Origin of the sequence: Rhodococcus sp. 06-1474-1B, from assembly GCF_002258885.1 — a bacterium.
GTDB classification, from domain to species: Bacteria; Actinomycetota; Actinomycetes; order Mycobacteriales; family Mycobacteriaceae; genus Rhodococcoides; species Rhodococcoides fascians.
In genome coordinates, this window is record NZ_NOYR01000025.1 from 1 (window position 1) to 15,139 (window position 15,139).

The following is a 15,139-nucleotide window of genomic DNA, read 5'->3' on the forward strand; positions in this document are numbered from 1 at the left end:
GCGCGGGATCCACTTCACCACCAACCCACCCGGGCAAGCGAAATACGTCACCTGCGCCCGCGGAGCGTTCCTCGACGTCATCGTCGACCTGCGCGTCGGATCCCCGACGTTCGGGCAATGGGACAGCGTGCTGATCGACGACATCGACCGGCGAGCAGTGTTCCTCTCCGAAGGCCTCGGGCACGCCATCTTGTCGTTGGAAGACAACTCCACCGTCATGTACCTGTGTTCGTTGGAGTACACCCCGGCCCTGGACCGCGACATCAACCCCCTCGACCCCGCCCTGGGCATCGACTGGCCCACCACCGGCCGCGACGGATCGCCCCTGACCTACGAGCTCTCCGCCAAAGACAAAGCCGCCCCCACCCTCACCGAAGCCCTCGAAACAGGGACCCTGCCCACATTCGAGGTGTGATCCTTCGTCCGTGGGTCAGCTGGATGACTGGGCATCCGGCGCAAACGCGAGCGCATTCGTCAAGCGCGCGTGGAATCGCTGACCAATCCGCGAGCGTGTGGCAAACGCGCTCGCGTTTGCGGAACTGACCGAACCGGCCACCCCCCTCGTGCGCGTTTTGCGCCCCTGGAGGTACGCAAAACGCGCACGACGGCTGTTACCGAATTTTGAAGATCACGAACCGCTGAACGAGGAAGTTGATGACCGTCGCCGTTCCCTGCGCGACGACGAATGCCACGTTGGCGTACCAGAAGCCGTCGGGAAGAACCTGGTAGAGCCAGGTATAGATGCCGACCTGGACGGCGAAGGTGACTCCGTACAGCGCGACGACAGCGAGGAACCGGGCCCGCGACGGTGCCGCGTTGAACGTCCACCGACGATTGATCAGGTACGCCGTGGTGGTGCCGAGCACGAACCCGATCGCCTTGGCCAGGGTCACCCCGACGCCGAACACGAAATGCAGGATCAGATTGACGCCCTGATCGACGATCGCCGACAACACACCCGTCGCCAAGAACCGCACTACCTGCGTCTTGAGATCGAGGGCCGCGTCGGCGATGTTCTCGGTCAGTGGCAGCTCGACGGGCAGCGGGACGTGATGCTGCAGCTCGTCGTCCTCGGGCGACCAGTCGTCGTTCCCGGAGCCGTCTTCGATGGAGCGATCAGGGGTGGACACGAGGACTGACAGTAGCTGCTATCGCAATGCGGGTACCCTCTTGAGCGATGTCCACGACAGCCGACGACGCACTCTTCCCCCTGGAACCACAGGCCGGGAACACTGCGCCGCTACCCACGCAGACCCGCACACTCACTGGTTGGGGCCGCACTGCGCCCTCCACCGGCGAGGTGCTCTCGACCTCCGACCCCGAGCTCATCGCGAACGCGGTCAAGCAGGTCGCCGAGCAGAACGACTCCAAGCCGGCTTACCTCCGACGCGGCGTCATCGCCCGCGGCCTCGGCCGCTCCTACGGCGACAACGCGCAGAACTCCGGCGGACTCGTCATCGACATGAATGCCCTCAACGGCATTCACAGCATCGACGCGTCGACGCGCATCGTCGACGTCGACGGTGGCGTCAACCTCGACCAGCTGATGCGTGCTGCACTGCCGTTCGGTCTGTGGGTTCCAGTGCTTCCGGGTACCCGTCAGGTCACCATCGGCGGAGCAATCGGCACGGACATCCACGGAAAGAACCACCACAGCGCGGGCAGCTTCGGCAACCACGTCCGCTCGATGGAACTGCTCACCGCGGACGGTCAGATCCGCCACCTGACGCCGACGGGCAAGAACGCCAAGCTCTTCTGGGCGACGGTCGGCGGCAACGGCCTGACCGGCATCATCCTGCGCGCGACGATCGAGATGACGCCCACGGAAACGGCCTACTTCATCGCCGACGGCGACGTCACCAGCACCCTCGACGAGACCATTGCCCTTCACAGCGACGGCAGTGAGAACAACTACGACTACTCGAGCGCCTGGTTCGACGCCGTGGCTCCGCCCCCCAAGCTCGGCCGCGCAGCTCTCTCACGTGGATCGTTGGCGCGCCTCGACCAGCTTCCCGAGAAGCTGCAGAAGGATCCGCTGCGCTTCAACGCCAAGCCGCTCGTGAAGTTCCCCGATATCTTTCCGAACGGGCTCGCCAACAAGTACACGTTCTCCGCCGTCGGCGAGGCCTGGTACCGCAAGGCCGGCAATTATCGGAACAAGGTTCAGTCCCTTACAGCGTTCTACCACCCACTCGACATGTTCAGTGAGTGGAACCGCGCCTACGGCTCCAAGGGATTTCTGCAGTACCAGTTCGTGGTGCCGCCGGAGGCCGTCGACGAGTTCAAGAAGATCATCGTCGACATCCAGAAGTCGGGGCATTACTCGTTCCTCAACGTGTTCAAGCTGTTCGGGCCGGGAAACAAAGCGCCGCTGAGCTTTCCGATTCCAGGCTGGAACATCTGCGTGGACTTCCCGATCAAGCCGGGCCTGAACGAGTTCGTCCGCGAACTCGACAAGCGTGTGCTCGAGTTCGGCGGTCGTCTGTACACCGCGAAGGATTCGCGCACCGACGCCGAGACGTTCCACTCGATGTACCCGCGGATCGACGAATGGATCAAGGTTCGTCGATCTGTAGACCCCACAGGCGTTTTCGCCTCCGATATGGCTAGAAGGCTGGAACTGCTGTGACGATAGACGCCGTAGGTAACCCACAGACGATTCTCGTTCTGGGTGGCACCAGCGAGATCGGTCTCGCGATCACCGAGGAGTACCTCTCGAAGTCTCCGGCACGCGTCGTTCTCGCTGCGCTGCCCAACGATCCGCTGCGCGAGAGTGCCGTTGCACAGCTCACCGCCAAGGGCGCGAAGTCCGTGGACGTCATCGACTTCGACGCACTCGACACCGCGTCGCATCCGAAGGTCATCGACGCGGCCTGGGCCAAGGGTGACGTCGACGTCGCGATCGTCGCCTTCGCCGTCGACTTCGATGCCGAGCAGCTCTGGCAGGACCAGCGCAAGGCCGTCCTGGCCGCGAACATCAACTACACCGCATCCGTGTCGGTCGGCGTACTGCTGGGCGAGAAGATGAAGGCGCAGGCGTACGGCCGCATCATTGTCATGTCCTCGGTGGCAGGCGAGCGGGTCCGTCGCTCCAACTTCGTCTACGGCTCCACCAAGGCCGGCCTCGACGGTTTCTACCTCGGACTCGGAGAAGCGTTGCGCGAGTTCGGCCCTCGGGTCACGGTCGTTCGTCCGGGCATGGTGCGCACCAAGTTCAGCGCCCACGTCAAGGAAGCGCCGATGACCGTCGACAAGGAGGTCATCGCGAAGCTCGCGGTGAACGCTTCGCGCAAGGGCACCCCGCTCATCTGGACTCCCGCACCGTGGCGTCTGGTGATGATGGTGCTGCGACACGTGCCGCGGCCGATCTTCCGCAAGCTGCCCATCTGATCTCGATGACTGACGGGGTTGCACCGGCTCGCAGAACCGCCTCTGCCGTCGGGGAGATCGTTCTCGGTGCGCTCGTCGCAGTCGTGGTGGCGACGGTCGGGCTGTACGCCTTCTCACTGGTTCAGTGGCCGGCGTTCAACTCGTCCAACGTCACTCGCGCTCTGACAACTCTGGGCCAGGTGGTAGCCGCGGCTCTGTTCGCGTCGTCGATCTACCTGTACCGAATCCGCAAGTGGCCGTGGATCGCTCGACTGTCGGCGTGGGTCGGGCTGTCCGGCTTCGTCACCGTCACCCTCGGAATGCCCTTGGCGGCAACCAAGCTGTACCTGTTCGGCATCTCCGTCGACCAGGAGTTTCGCACCGAATACCTGACGCGTCTGACGGATTCGGCGTCGTTGCGCGACATGACGTACGCCGACATCCCACCCTTCTACCCCGCCGGTTGGTTCTGGCTCGGTGGACGGGTCGGCAACCTGCTGGGTATGGACGGCTGGGAAGTGTTCAAGCCGTACGCAATCGGACTGCTTGCCGTCACGTCGGTGGTCGCTTTCGTACTGTGGAAGGCCCTGATCCGCAGCGACTGGGCTGTCGCCGTCAGCGCTGTCACGACTGCATTGGTTGTCGCCTACGCCTCGCCCGAGGCCTACAGCGCCGTCATCGTGCTGCTGTTCGCCCCGGCATTGCTCCTGGCCTGGGGCGCGTTGCATCGCCCCGTCGGGATGAATGCGGCATCCAGTCGGTCAGACGGCAAGAATGGGACATTCATCCCCACGGGGGGACGCGCAGCAGGCGGCTGGGGAGCGGTAATCGGTACCGGCCTGTTCCTCGGTCTGGCCGCGACGTTCTACACCCTGTACCTGGGTCTGGCCGCGTTCACCGTCGTGCTGATGGCCTTGTTCGCCGCCGTTCTCGCCTATCGCGAGCGCAAAACCTGGCGGGCCTTGATTCCTATCGCACTCAAAGTGGCTGCGATCGCCGTCATCTCGGGCCTCATAGCGGCGACGGTATGGCTGCCGTATCTCGTCGACTTCCTCCGCGGCGCACCGTCCACATCGGGCACCGCACTGCACTACCTGCCCGAGGCCGGTGCAACGCTTCCGTTCCCGATGTTCGAGTTCTCGATGATGGGCATTCTGTGCCTCTTCGGAACGGTATGGGTGGCAGTACGTTTCTCGTCGTCGCGTCGAGCACAGGCACTCGGAGTCGGCGTCGTCGCGGTCTACCTGTGGACGTTGCTGTCCATGGCGGCCACGGCTGCGGGCACCACACTGCTCTCGTTCCGACTCGAAGCGGTTCTCATCGTATTGCTCGGCAGCGCAGGCGTTTTCGGATTCCTCGAAGGCAGCCACGCGATCTACCAGGCCATCAACGAGCCACCGAAGTTCCGCATCGCTGCCGTCGTCGTCGCGACCATCGGCGCAATGGCCTTCGCGCAGAACATCCCCCAGGTACTGCAGAGCGAGATCACCGTCGCCTACTCCGACACCGACGGTGACGGCAACCGTGCCGATATGCGTCCGCCGAGCGCCGTCTCGTACTACCGCGAGGTCGACGACGCCCTGACCGAACAGACCGGTCGACCACGCGATGAAACCGTCCTGCTCACCGCCGACACCTCGTTCCTGAGCTACTACCCGTACTTCGGATTCCAAGGACTGACGTCGCACTACGCCAATCCACTGGCGCAGTTCGATCAGCGGGCCGACGCCATCGAGCGGTGGACCGAGCTCGAGACTCCCGACCAGATGATCGAGGCGCTCGACACCAGCCAGTGGCGCGCCCCCGACGCCTTCCTGTTCCGCCGCGGCGCCGACGGCTACACCTTGAGACTGGCGGAGGACGTCTACCCGAACGATCCGAATGTGCGGCGCTACACCGTCACCTTCCCCGAGTCACTGTTCGAGGATCCACGCTTCACGGTGACCGACATCGGGCCGTTCGCACTGGTCGTACGTACTACATAACGCCGCGCGCCGAATCGAGACCGCGGCCGCAGGCCGAGTAGGTCACGGAGCTAGCGGGTTACCCGCGGCAGGTGCCGGCAGCACCTGACGAGCCGTGATCTCATCGCCGCACGAGTCACACTCGAGCCTCACGTGTGCATTGCCCCCACAGTCGCGGTGCGTGTAGTGCACGGGGACACCGTCGGGTGCCATGTACGCGTCGCCCCAGTCCTTGAAGGCCATCAGAATCGGATAGATGTCGTGGCCCTTGCGGGTCAGCCGGTATTCCGCGTAGGTGGAATCGGCCTGCACCTTGGCGAGAATGTCGTGCTCGACGAGGCGGTCGAGTCGATCCTGCAGCCGACTTCGTGAGATCCCCATGGCGCTCTGGAAGTGGTTGAAACGGCGAACCCCGGCGAACGACCACTTCAGAATCACCAGCGTCCACCGGTCACCCAGAACGGACAGAGACCTCGAAATCGAGCAGGGCACATCGGCCAGCTCCGCATGACGCATACCGTCGACCTTACCCAGCAGTCTCGAAACGAGACTATTGCTGCTACTTTGTAGTCTCGAAATGAGACCAGGGGTGTACATGGACGCTGTGACAGACGATCGAGGGCAGCAATTCTCGGCACTCGCCGGAATTCTCGAAGAACGCTGGACGTGCCGACAGTTCCGGCCGGATGCAGTGCCACGCGGCGATATCGAGCGTGTGCTCGCGCTGAGCCAGCGCACACCGTCGTGGTGCAACACCCAGCCGTGGCAGGTCATCGTGACGGAAGGGGAAGGGACAGACCGCTTCCGCCGGACACTCCAGGACCACGTCCGCGGCGGCGGCCCCGTGCAGAGTGACATCCCCTTCCCCACCCAGTACGCCGGCGACTATCGCGACCGTCGCCGTGCGTGCGGACTGCAGCTCTACGACAGTGTCGGCATCGAGAAGGGGGATCCGCGCGCCCTTGCTCAGATGCTCCGCAACTTCGACTTCTTCGATGCGCCACACGTCGCCGTGATCACCACCGAGGCCGATCTCGGCGAGTACGGAGCGATCGACTGCGGTCTGTACGTCAACACCTTTCTGCTCAGCGCACACAGCCTCGGCATCGCCACCGCCCCACAGGCCGCCCTCGCGTCGTACTCCGATTTTCTGCACGATTACTTCGACATACCGGAGCACCGTCGCGTCGTGCTCGGAATCTCGTTCGGATACGCGGACCTGGAGCACCCGATCAACTCGTTCCGAACCGAACGGGCGGACGTGACGAACGTGGCCACCTGGATCGGTGACTGATCCGTACATACGGGTGGGGCGGCGTCGCACTCCAGCCGGTGTGACCCAGCACGTTCGAGTTTTCGCCCACCGTGATCTTTCTGTAACCTCGACGCGATGACCACCCACGACCAGAGCGTTCTCGAGCGGCAGCCGACCACGGCACCGGCTCGACACTCCGGCGTCGGGCGTGGCGACCTCGTGGCGGCCGTCGGGTTTCTGATCGCCGCCGTGTACGTCCTGCAGGGTCAGTGGCGCAATCTCAACGGTGGCTACCTCTACAACAGCGGCCAGGACCAGACGATGTGGGAGTGGTTCTTCTCCGTCGCCGCCCACGCCGTCGCGCATCTGGACAATCCACTGTCCAGTGACCTGCAGAATTACCCGCTCGGGGTGAATCTGATGGCGAACACGGCGATGTTCGGCATCTCCATCCCGCTCGCTCCGATCACGCTGATGTTCGGACCCACCGTCACCTGGGCGATCGCCCTCACCGCCGGCCTCGCCGGCACGTCGTTCGCCTGGTACTGGCTGTTCTCGCGTCAGCTGAACGCGTCCAAGGGTGCCGCCGCGATGGGCGGCGCGCTGTGCGGCTTCGCGCCCGGTGCCATCTCCCATGCCAACGGCCACCCCAACTTCGTGGTGCTGTTCCTGCTCCCGGTCATCGCGATGCTGGTCACCCGCATCGCACACGGCGGCGGAACCACCAAGAACACCGTCGGGCTCGGCCTGATCGTCGCGCTGCAGATCCTGCTCGGCGAAGAACCGCTGCTGATCTTCGCGATGTCGTTCGCCATCTTCGCCGTCGTCTACTACCTGTCCCGGCCGCGATCGCTGTGGCCGGCCGTCCGCAATGCCGTACCCCGACTCGCGGTATCGGCGAGCATCGCGCTGGCCATCGTCGCGTTGCCGCTGTGGTGGCAGTTCTTCGGACCGCAGTCGTACTCCTTCCTCGAACACGGCCCGATGGGCAACGACGCCAAAGCCCTGTTCCAGTTCCCGACGCAATCCATCGGTGGCGTCGCCACCCCGGGACAGAACGTACGGATCAACGCCACCGAGGAGAACGCCTACTTCGGCTGGCCGCTGCTCGTGCTGTGCCTCGTGGCGGCAGTGTGGATGTGGCGTGTTGCCTGCGCCAGAGCCGCGGCTGCCACGGCCATCGTCATGAGCGTGCTCTCGCTCGGCGCAACGCTGACGATCGGCAAGAACGACACCGGCATCACCCTGCCGTGGACGAAACTCGCCGAATACCCACTCGTCGAATCCGTCCTCGAGACCCGCTTCGCCCTCGGTGCGGTCCCCGCACTGGCTCTGTTGCTCGTCCTGGCCACCGACCGGACGTTCCGCAACGGACTACGGCCGTTGCCTGCATTCTGGATCGCCGGACTCGCCCTCGCCCTGGTTCCGCTGATCCCGACGCCGCTGGTCACCGTCGACAAATCCCCCACACCCCGGTTCTTCGCCGACGGCGACTGGCAGAACTACGTCGACGACGGTTCCGTCGTCACCGTTCCTCTCCCACGGCCCGAGGACGCCCGGCCGCTGCGTTGGCAGACGGACGCGGACATGGGCTTCACGCTGGCCGCCGGATACTTCGTCGGACCGAGCGATCAGGAAGAGAAGGTCGCCAAGTACGGCGCCGTCGACCGCCCGACGGCGCTGCTGCTCGGCTCGGTCTACGACTCCGGCACCGTTCCGGAAATTACCGCCGATCAGCGCAGCCAGGCGGCGCAGGACATGAGCTTCTGGGAAGCCGACGTCGTGGTACTTCCGCCGAGCAAGAACACCGTCGCCCTGCGCAGCACGGTCACCGAGCTGCTCGACGTCCAGCCGCAATACACCGGCGGCGTATGGGTGTGGGATGTGCGCTCGCTCGTCCAATAGCATCGCCGGTGTGCCTGCGACCGCTCCGAACATCACGACCGCCCGGCTGATAGCGATCGTCACCGGCATCATCGGTGCCGTTCTGGCCATCGCCACTCCGCTGCTGCCGGTGCAGCAGGACGTCTCCACCCTGTCGTGGCCGCAGAACTCGTTCGGGAGCGTCAACGCTCCGCTGGTGAGCTACTCCCCGCTCGAATTGAACGCGACGATCCCGTGCAGTACTGCCACTCGGCTCGAGGGCGGCGGCACGGTGATGTCCACCGCTCCGATCGCGGCGGCGAAAACCGAGCAGCGAGCACTGACCGTGCGGGTCGACGACGATCGACTGCAGGTGCTGCTCCGCGATCGCGTTCTCGCCGAGGCTCCCGTATCCGACCTGGCCTCCGATTGCGCGCTGACCATCTCCTCGAACGCCGCCCGCACGGTGGTCGACCTCGGCGGCGCGGCCACCACTGTCGACGGCGACGTCCGGCCCCAGGTCGTCGGCATCTTCACCGACCTCACCGCGCCGGTCGACGGTCTGAACGTGCGCGTGGACATCGACTCCCGCTACTCCTCGACCCCGACGACGTTCAAGCTGCTGGCGATGATCGTCGGCGCGCTGGGCGTCGTCGCCTCCCTGTTCGCATTGCATCGCCTCGACAGCGTGGACGGTCGACGTCACCGCCGCTTCCTGCCGTCGCGCTGGAAGTCGGTGACCGGCGTCGACGCCGTCGTCGTCGGAGTGCTGGTGTTGTGGCACTTCATCGGTGCCAACACCTCGGACGACGGCTACCTGCTCAACATGGCACGCGTCTCCGAGCACGCCGGATACATGGCCAACTACTTCCGCTGGTTCGGCGTTCCCGAAGCACCGTTCGGCATGCCGTACTACGACATGCTGGCCGCCCTCGCCAAAGTCAGCACCGCCAGCATCTGGATGCGCCTACCCGCCACCATCGCCGCACTGCTGTGCTGGCTCGTCATCAGCCGCGAGGTCATCCCCCGCCTCGGGCGCGCGGTACTGACCAACCGCGTCGCGCTGTGGACCGCAGGCCTGGTGTTCCTCGCCTTCTGGCTGCCCTACGACAACGGACTGCGCCCGGAACCCGTCATCGCCCTGGGCGCGCTGCTGACGTGGTGCTCGATCGAGCGTGCGATCGCCACCGGACGACTGTTGCCCGCCGCGGTCGGCACACTGATCGCCGCCTTCTCGCTCGCCGCCGGACCCACCGGACTGATCGCCGTCGCCGCGCTGCTCGCCGGACTCCGCCCGATCGTGATGATCATCGTCAAACGAGCTCGGCAGGTGGGGTTGCTCGCGGTCCTCGCGCCGCTGATCGCGTCGGGACTGGCCGTGGTGATCGCGATCTTCGCCGACCAGACTCTGAGCACCGTGCTCGAAGCGACCCGGGTGCGCTCGGCTCTCGGACCCAACGTGCCCTGGTTCGAGGAACGAGTGCGCTGGGACGCGTTGATGACCATCTCCCCCGACGGCTCGCTCGCCCGACGATTCGGCATGTTCGCGATGCTGCTGTGCATCGTCGTCTGCATCGCGGTGATGCTCCGCAAGAACGGACGCATCCCCGGTACCGCCACCGGGCCATCGCGTCGGATACTCGGAATCGTCTTGGGCGCACTTGCTTTGATGATGTTCACCCCCACCAAGTGGACCCACCACTTCGGCGTGTACGCCGGTCTCGCCGCGTCCCTCGGCGCACTGGCAGCGGTGGCCGTCACGGCGGCCACCGTCCGATCCCCGCGTAACAGAACGCTGTTCACGGCAGCGGTGCTGTTCCTGACGGCCGTGGCGTTCACCAGCTCGAACGGTTGGTGGTACGTCTCGAGCTACGGCATTCCGTGGTTCGACAAGCCGCCGTCCATTGCCGGCAAGGGCTTCTCGACCATCCTGCTCGGCCTGACCGTGCTGACCCTGCTGTATGCGGCGTACCAACATGTCCGATTGCCTTATCGCACAGCAGAAACCACCACGCGTCGACGCTTCGCACCCTCGGCGTTGACCATCGTCGCCGGCGGCGTCGTCGCATTCGAAGTGCTTTCGTTCGCCAAAGGTGCTGTGGCTCAATACCCTGCGTACTCCATCGCGCGATCCAACTTCTCCGCACTCGCGGGCAACTCGTGCGGACTCGCCGGTGACGTGCAGGTGGAGACCGACGTCAACGGATCCGTCCTGCAGCCGATCGACCCCGCCCCGGACGCGCTGGGAGCAGGTGGCAGCACCGGATTCACCCCGGACGGCGTCGCCGAAGACCTGACGGCTGACTCCGAGGACACGGCCCAGGGCAGTGCCAACTCCATCCGCCCCGAGGACTCCGAAGAGAGCGCGTCGGCCACCTCGTCGAACTCCGCAGGCACCTCGGGCGGAACCAACGAGAACGTCGGAATCAACGGCAGCACAGTCGCTCTGCCGTTCGGACTGAACCCCGAAACGACCCCGGTCCTCGGCAGCTTCGGAGCGACCGAGCCCGCGTCACTGACCTCCGGTTGGTATTCGCTGCCTGGAGAGGGCGACCTGATCGCCATCGCCGCCGCAGGCCGAATCCGCTCGGTGGACAAGGACGGCATCGTCACCCCGGGCCAACGCGTCGAACTGGAATACGGACGCCGCGACGGCGGCGACGTCCAGGCACTCGGCCGTGTCACGCCTCTCGACATCGGCCCCGCCCCGTCGTGGCGCAACCTGCGCGTACCGATGAGCGACCTACCCGCCGACGCTAACGCCGTTCGCATCGTCGCCGAGGACAACGACCTGGCCGGAGATCAGTGGCTCGCCGTCACTCCCCCACGCGTCCCGAAAACTCAGACGCTGAATTCTCTGGTCGGGTCCACCGACCCCGTTCTGCTCGACTGGGCGGTCGGGCTGGCGTTCCCGTGCCAGCGTCCGTTCGATCATCGCGACGGCGTCGCCGAGGTGCCGCAGTACCGCATCCTGCCCGACCGAACCGGAGCCGAATCCACCAACGCCTGGCAGGATTCTTTTGGTGGCGGCCCGCTGGGGTGGACCGAACTGCTGCTCGGTGCCCAGACTCTGCCGTCGTATCTGGCCGACGACTACGCCCGCGATTGGGGGTCGATCGAGAGATACACGCCACTCGATCCGGCTGCCGCGACCGCCCGGATCACCGTCGAGCAACAGTCTCGGTCGGGACTGTCCAGCGACGGACCGATGAAGACCGGCTGATTCCCTGTTTCTCCATCGGATCCGGGGACGGCGCCTGTGTGACCTCGAAGTCACGCTCGCATAACATCGACAATCGTGCCCGACGTCGTGACAGATTCATCAGCTGGTCCCCCCGTCCCCGCTCCGCTCGGAGCCTCGGACGAACTTCGTGCTCAGGTACGGATTCCCCGGCTGATCGCGATGGTGGCCGGCATACTCGGCGTGCTGTTCGCACTGATCACTCCGTTCGCACCCGTCACGCAGACCACCGCGAGTATCGAGTGGCCGCAGAACGGCCTCCTACAGGACGTGGACGCCCCGCTGGTGTCCCAGGCACCCCTGCGACTGTCCGCAACCCTCCCGTGCTCTGCTGTGGCCGCACTACCCGCGTCGGGCGGGCTGTTGCTGGCGACCGCACCCCCGCAAGGTGAGGGTGCCGCCCTCAACAGCCTGTTCGTTCGCGTCGGCGAGTCGAACGTCGATGTCCTCGACCGCAACGTCGTCGTCGCGACGGCACCGCGCGCCGACGTCCAGAGCACACGCTGCGCCGCCATCGAGATCACCTCGAACGACCAGTACACCTCCGCAGCCTTCACCGGGCTGACCGACGAGAGCGGCCAACCCGTGCAGGGTCGGCTCGACGGCGACCTCCGTCCGCAGGTCGTCGGCATCTTCAGTGATCTCAGTGGCGCGGCCCCGGCCGACATGTCGGTCACCGTCGACGTCGACTCCCGCTTCTCGTCGACTCCGACCATCCTGAAGTCGTTGATCATGGTGCTGGCGATCGCCTGCACGTTGCTGGCCATGGGCGCGCTCGCACGGCTCGACGGCACCGATCGCCGCGCGCACCGCCGCTTCTTCCCGTCGCACTGGTGGAAGTTCACGGGCGTCGACGTCACGGTTCTCGGAGTCCTCGTCGGCTGGCACTTCGTCGGCGCCAACACCTCCGACGACGGCTACCTGCTCACCATGGCCCGCGCGGCCGAACATTCCGGCTACATGGCCAACTACTTCCGCTGGTTCGGCGTCCCCGAGGCACCGTTCGGCTGGTACTACGACGTCCTGGCCGTCTTCGCCAAGATCTCGACCGCAAGCCCGTGGATGCGCCTGCCCGCCCTGATCGCCGGAGTCCTGTGCTGGATGGTGATCAGCCGCGAGGTGGTGCCGCGACTCGGACGCGCGGTGCGCAAATCGAACGTGGCGTTGTGGACCGGCGGATTGGTGTTCCTCGCCTTCTGGCTCCCGTACAACAACGGACTGCGTCCCGAGCCGATCGTCGCCCTCGGCGCATTGCTGACCTGGTGCTCGATCGAACGCTCCATCGCCACCGGCAGACTGCTCCCCGCCGCAGCCGCCTGCCTCATCGGTGCCTTCACCCTGGCCGCCGCACCCACCGGATTGATGTGTGTGGCAGCGCTTCTCGCCGGAGCCCGGCCCATCGCTCGCATCGTGGTCCGACGCCACCGGCAGGTCGGCACCCTCGCCATGCTGGCACCGTTGGCCGCTGCCGGAGTCCTCGTCCTCGTCGTCGTGTTCGCCGACCAGACCTTCGCGACGGTCATCGAATCCACCCGAGTGCGCACCATCATCGGCCCCAACGAGGCGTGGTACCAAGACTTCCTGCGGTACTACTACCTCTTCGTCCAGACCGTCGACGGTTCCGTGGCCCGCCGCTTCGCGTTCCTCGCGATGCTCCTGTGCCTGTTCACCACGCTGTTCGTGCTCCTGCGCCGCCGGCGCATTCCCGGCATCGCGAACGGGCCTGCCTGGCGACTGCTCGGCGTCGTCCTCGGAACCATCTTCTTCATGATGTTCAACCCCACCAAGTGGACTCACCACTTCGGTTCCTACGCCGGAATCGCCGGTGGGCTCGCCGCACTGACCGCAGTAGCCGTGTCGGCCAGTGCACTGCGCTCACGCCGGAATCGATCCCTGTTCACTGCCGGCCTGATGTTCGTTCTGGCACTGTCGTTCTCGGGCATCAACGGCTACTGGTACGTCTCGAGTTACGGCGTGCCGTGGTTCGACAAGACGGTCTCGCTCGGCGGCAACGAATCCGGCTCGCTGTTCCTCGTCCTCTTCGGACTGGTTCTCGCCGTCGCGGCATTCCAATACCTACGTGAGGGATACGCACCGCCACAACCGAAACCGACGTCGGCCCGCGGTAGACGCATTCGCAAGTTCGCTGCCGCACCACTGACCGTCATCGCCGGAATCATGGTGCTGTTCGAGGTCCTCTCCCTCGTCAAGGGTGCCGTCTCCCAATATCCCGCCTACTCGCTCGCACGCTCCAATGTGCAATCGGTACTGGGCAATTCGTGCGGACTCGCCAACGACGTGCTCGTCGAAGCCGATCCCAACGCTGACGTACTGAGCCCCCTCCCAGGTGAATTCGATCCCGTCGCAGGCCCCCTCGGCGGAGCCAGCGACACCCTGCGCAACTTCACCGCCAACGGAATCCCCAGCGACCTCAGCGCCGACGCCGTGGAAGTCAAACCAGGACAAGGCAATACCGACCAACAAGCCGTCGGACCCGCCTTCGAGGAAGGCCAGAGCTCGGGCACAGCAGGAGGCACCGGCGCACTGGGCGTCAACGGCTCCACCGCCGCCCTGCCCTTCGGACTCGACCCCGCCACCACACCCGTCCTCGGCTCCTACCAAGAAGGAATCCAGGAACCGGCCGAGGCCACCTCGAGCTGGTACCAACTACCCGCCCGCAGCGACGACGCACCACTCGTCGTGTTCTCCGCAGCCGGACGTATCTGGTCCTACGACGACACCGGTGCCCTCACCTACGGCCAGTCGCTGCTGCTCGAATACGGCAAGCGTCAGCCCGACGGAAGCGTCCAGGCGCAGGGCACCTACCTGCCTCGGGACATCGGACCCGCACCCTCGTGGCGCAACCTGCGAGTTCCGTTGGCAGACATCGCACCCGACGCCGACGCCGTCCGCATCGTCGCCAACGACCCCAACCTCACCGGCGACCAGTGGCTCGCATTCACCCCGCCGCGAGTACCGGTAATGGAGAATCTGAACACCATGATCGGCAGTGAGCAGCCCGTTCTGCTCGACTGGGCTGTCGGACTCCAGTTCCCGTGCCAACGGCCGTTCGACCACCGCTACGGCGTCGCCGAGGTACCCGGCTACCGCATCCTCCCCGACCGCCCACTGGCCGTCAGCTCCACCGACACCTGGCAATCCGGCGAGAACGGCGGACCGCTGGGATGGTCCGAACTACTCGCCAAACCAGTCGCCGTCCCCACCTACCTCAAAAACGACTGGGCCAGGGACTGGGGCTCACTGGAACGCTACGAGCAGTACTACCCCAACGCCGTACCCGCGGACCTGCAAACCGGAGAAGCCACGCGATCGGGATTTTACGAAGACGGAAAGCTACGAGTCTTCGAGAAATAGTCCACCCAGCCTCGCCCGCCCCGCCCATCCGCCCTCCGCGTGGTGTCGCCCGCTCCTTTTTGGGATCAATGT

Annotated in this window: 10 protein-coding genes; 8 read left to right on the forward strand and 2 right to left on the reverse strand. The window is 65.4% G+C overall.

Annotation, left to right across the window (positions count from 1 at the left end; all coding sequences use genetic code 11):
- Positions 1-415: dTDP-4-dehydrorhamnose 3,5-epimerase family protein (locus tag CH266_RS14745; RefSeq protein WP_094715586.1), on the forward strand; the 415-nt coding region annotated here is incomplete at its 5' end.
- A gap of 196 nt (positions 416-611) precedes the next feature.
- On the opposite strand, the gene CH266_RS14750 is transcribed toward CH266_RS14745, so the two are convergent.
- Positions 612-1,130: a GtrA family protein gene (locus CH266_RS14750; RefSeq protein WP_080729430.1), complete on the reverse strand. Its 519-nt coding sequence runs from the start codon at positions 1,128-1,130 to the stop codon at positions 612-614.
- A 47-nt stretch (positions 1,131-1,177) separates the two neighbouring features.
- Between CH266_RS14750 and CH266_RS14755 the strand changes: the two genes are divergently transcribed.
- From CH266_RS14755 to CH266_RS14765, 3 genes are read left to right on the forward strand one after another with little or no spacing between them, the layout of a single operon-like run.
- The gene (locus tag CH266_RS14755) at positions 1,178-2,629 is read left to right on the forward strand and encodes an FAD-binding oxidoreductase (protein ID WP_027494795.1); all 1,452 of its coding nucleotides are present in this window, start codon (positions 1,178-1,180) and stop codon (positions 2,627-2,629) included.
- The gene (locus CH266_RS14760) at positions 2,626-3,390 is read left to right on the forward strand and encodes a decaprenylphospho-beta-D-erythro-pentofuranosid-2-ulose 2-reductase (protein ID WP_027494796.1); all 765 of its coding nucleotides are present in this window, start codon (positions 2,626-2,628) and stop codon (positions 3,388-3,390) included. The genes CH266_RS14755 and CH266_RS14760 overlap by 4 nt, the downstream gene beginning before the upstream one ends.
- 5 nt (positions 3,391-3,395) lie before the next feature.
- Positions 3,396-5,354 (forward strand): galactan 5-O-arabinofuranosyltransferase, encoded by a 1,959-nt coding sequence (locus CH266_RS14765; protein ID WP_094715587.1) that lies wholly within the window; start codon positions 3,396-3,398, stop codon positions 5,352-5,354.
- Between the two features lie 42 nt (positions 5,355-5,396).
- On the opposite strand, the gene CH266_RS14770 is transcribed toward CH266_RS14765, so the two are convergent.
- Positions 5,397-5,849, reverse strand: coding sequence for a winged helix-turn-helix transcriptional regulator (locus tag CH266_RS14770; RefSeq protein WP_094715588.1), 453 nt, complete (start codon positions 5,847-5,849; stop codon positions 5,397-5,399).
- 79 nt (positions 5,850-5,928) lie between these two features.
- Here CH266_RS14770 and CH266_RS14775 point away from each other — a divergent pair, with 79 nt between their 5' ends.
- From CH266_RS14775 to CH266_RS14790, 4 genes are all read left to right on the forward strand, one after another.
- A complete protein-coding gene (locus CH266_RS14775) occupies positions 5,929-6,627 on the forward strand; it encodes a nitroreductase (RefSeq protein ID WP_048319170.1) in 699 nt (232 codons plus the stop codon).
- Between the two features lie 96 nt (positions 6,628-6,723).
- Positions 6,724-8,493, forward strand: a complete 1,770-nt coding sequence (locus CH266_RS14780; protein WP_094715589.1) for a glycosyl transferase — start codon at positions 6,724-6,726, stop codon at positions 8,491-8,493.
- A gap of 10 nt (positions 8,494-8,503) precedes the next feature.
- Entirely contained in the window at positions 8,504-11,674 is a 3,171-nt protein-coding gene (locus CH266_RS14785; RefSeq protein WP_255175919.1) for an arabinosyltransferase domain-containing protein, read from the forward strand.
- A 75-nt stretch (positions 11,675-11,749) separates the two neighbouring features.
- Complete coding sequence (locus CH266_RS14790) at positions 11,750-15,067, forward strand: arabinosyltransferase domain-containing protein (RefSeq protein WP_094715591.1); 3,318 nt, start codon at positions 11,750-11,752, stop codon at positions 15,065-15,067.
- The last annotated feature ends 72 nt before the right edge of the window (positions 15,068-15,139 follow it).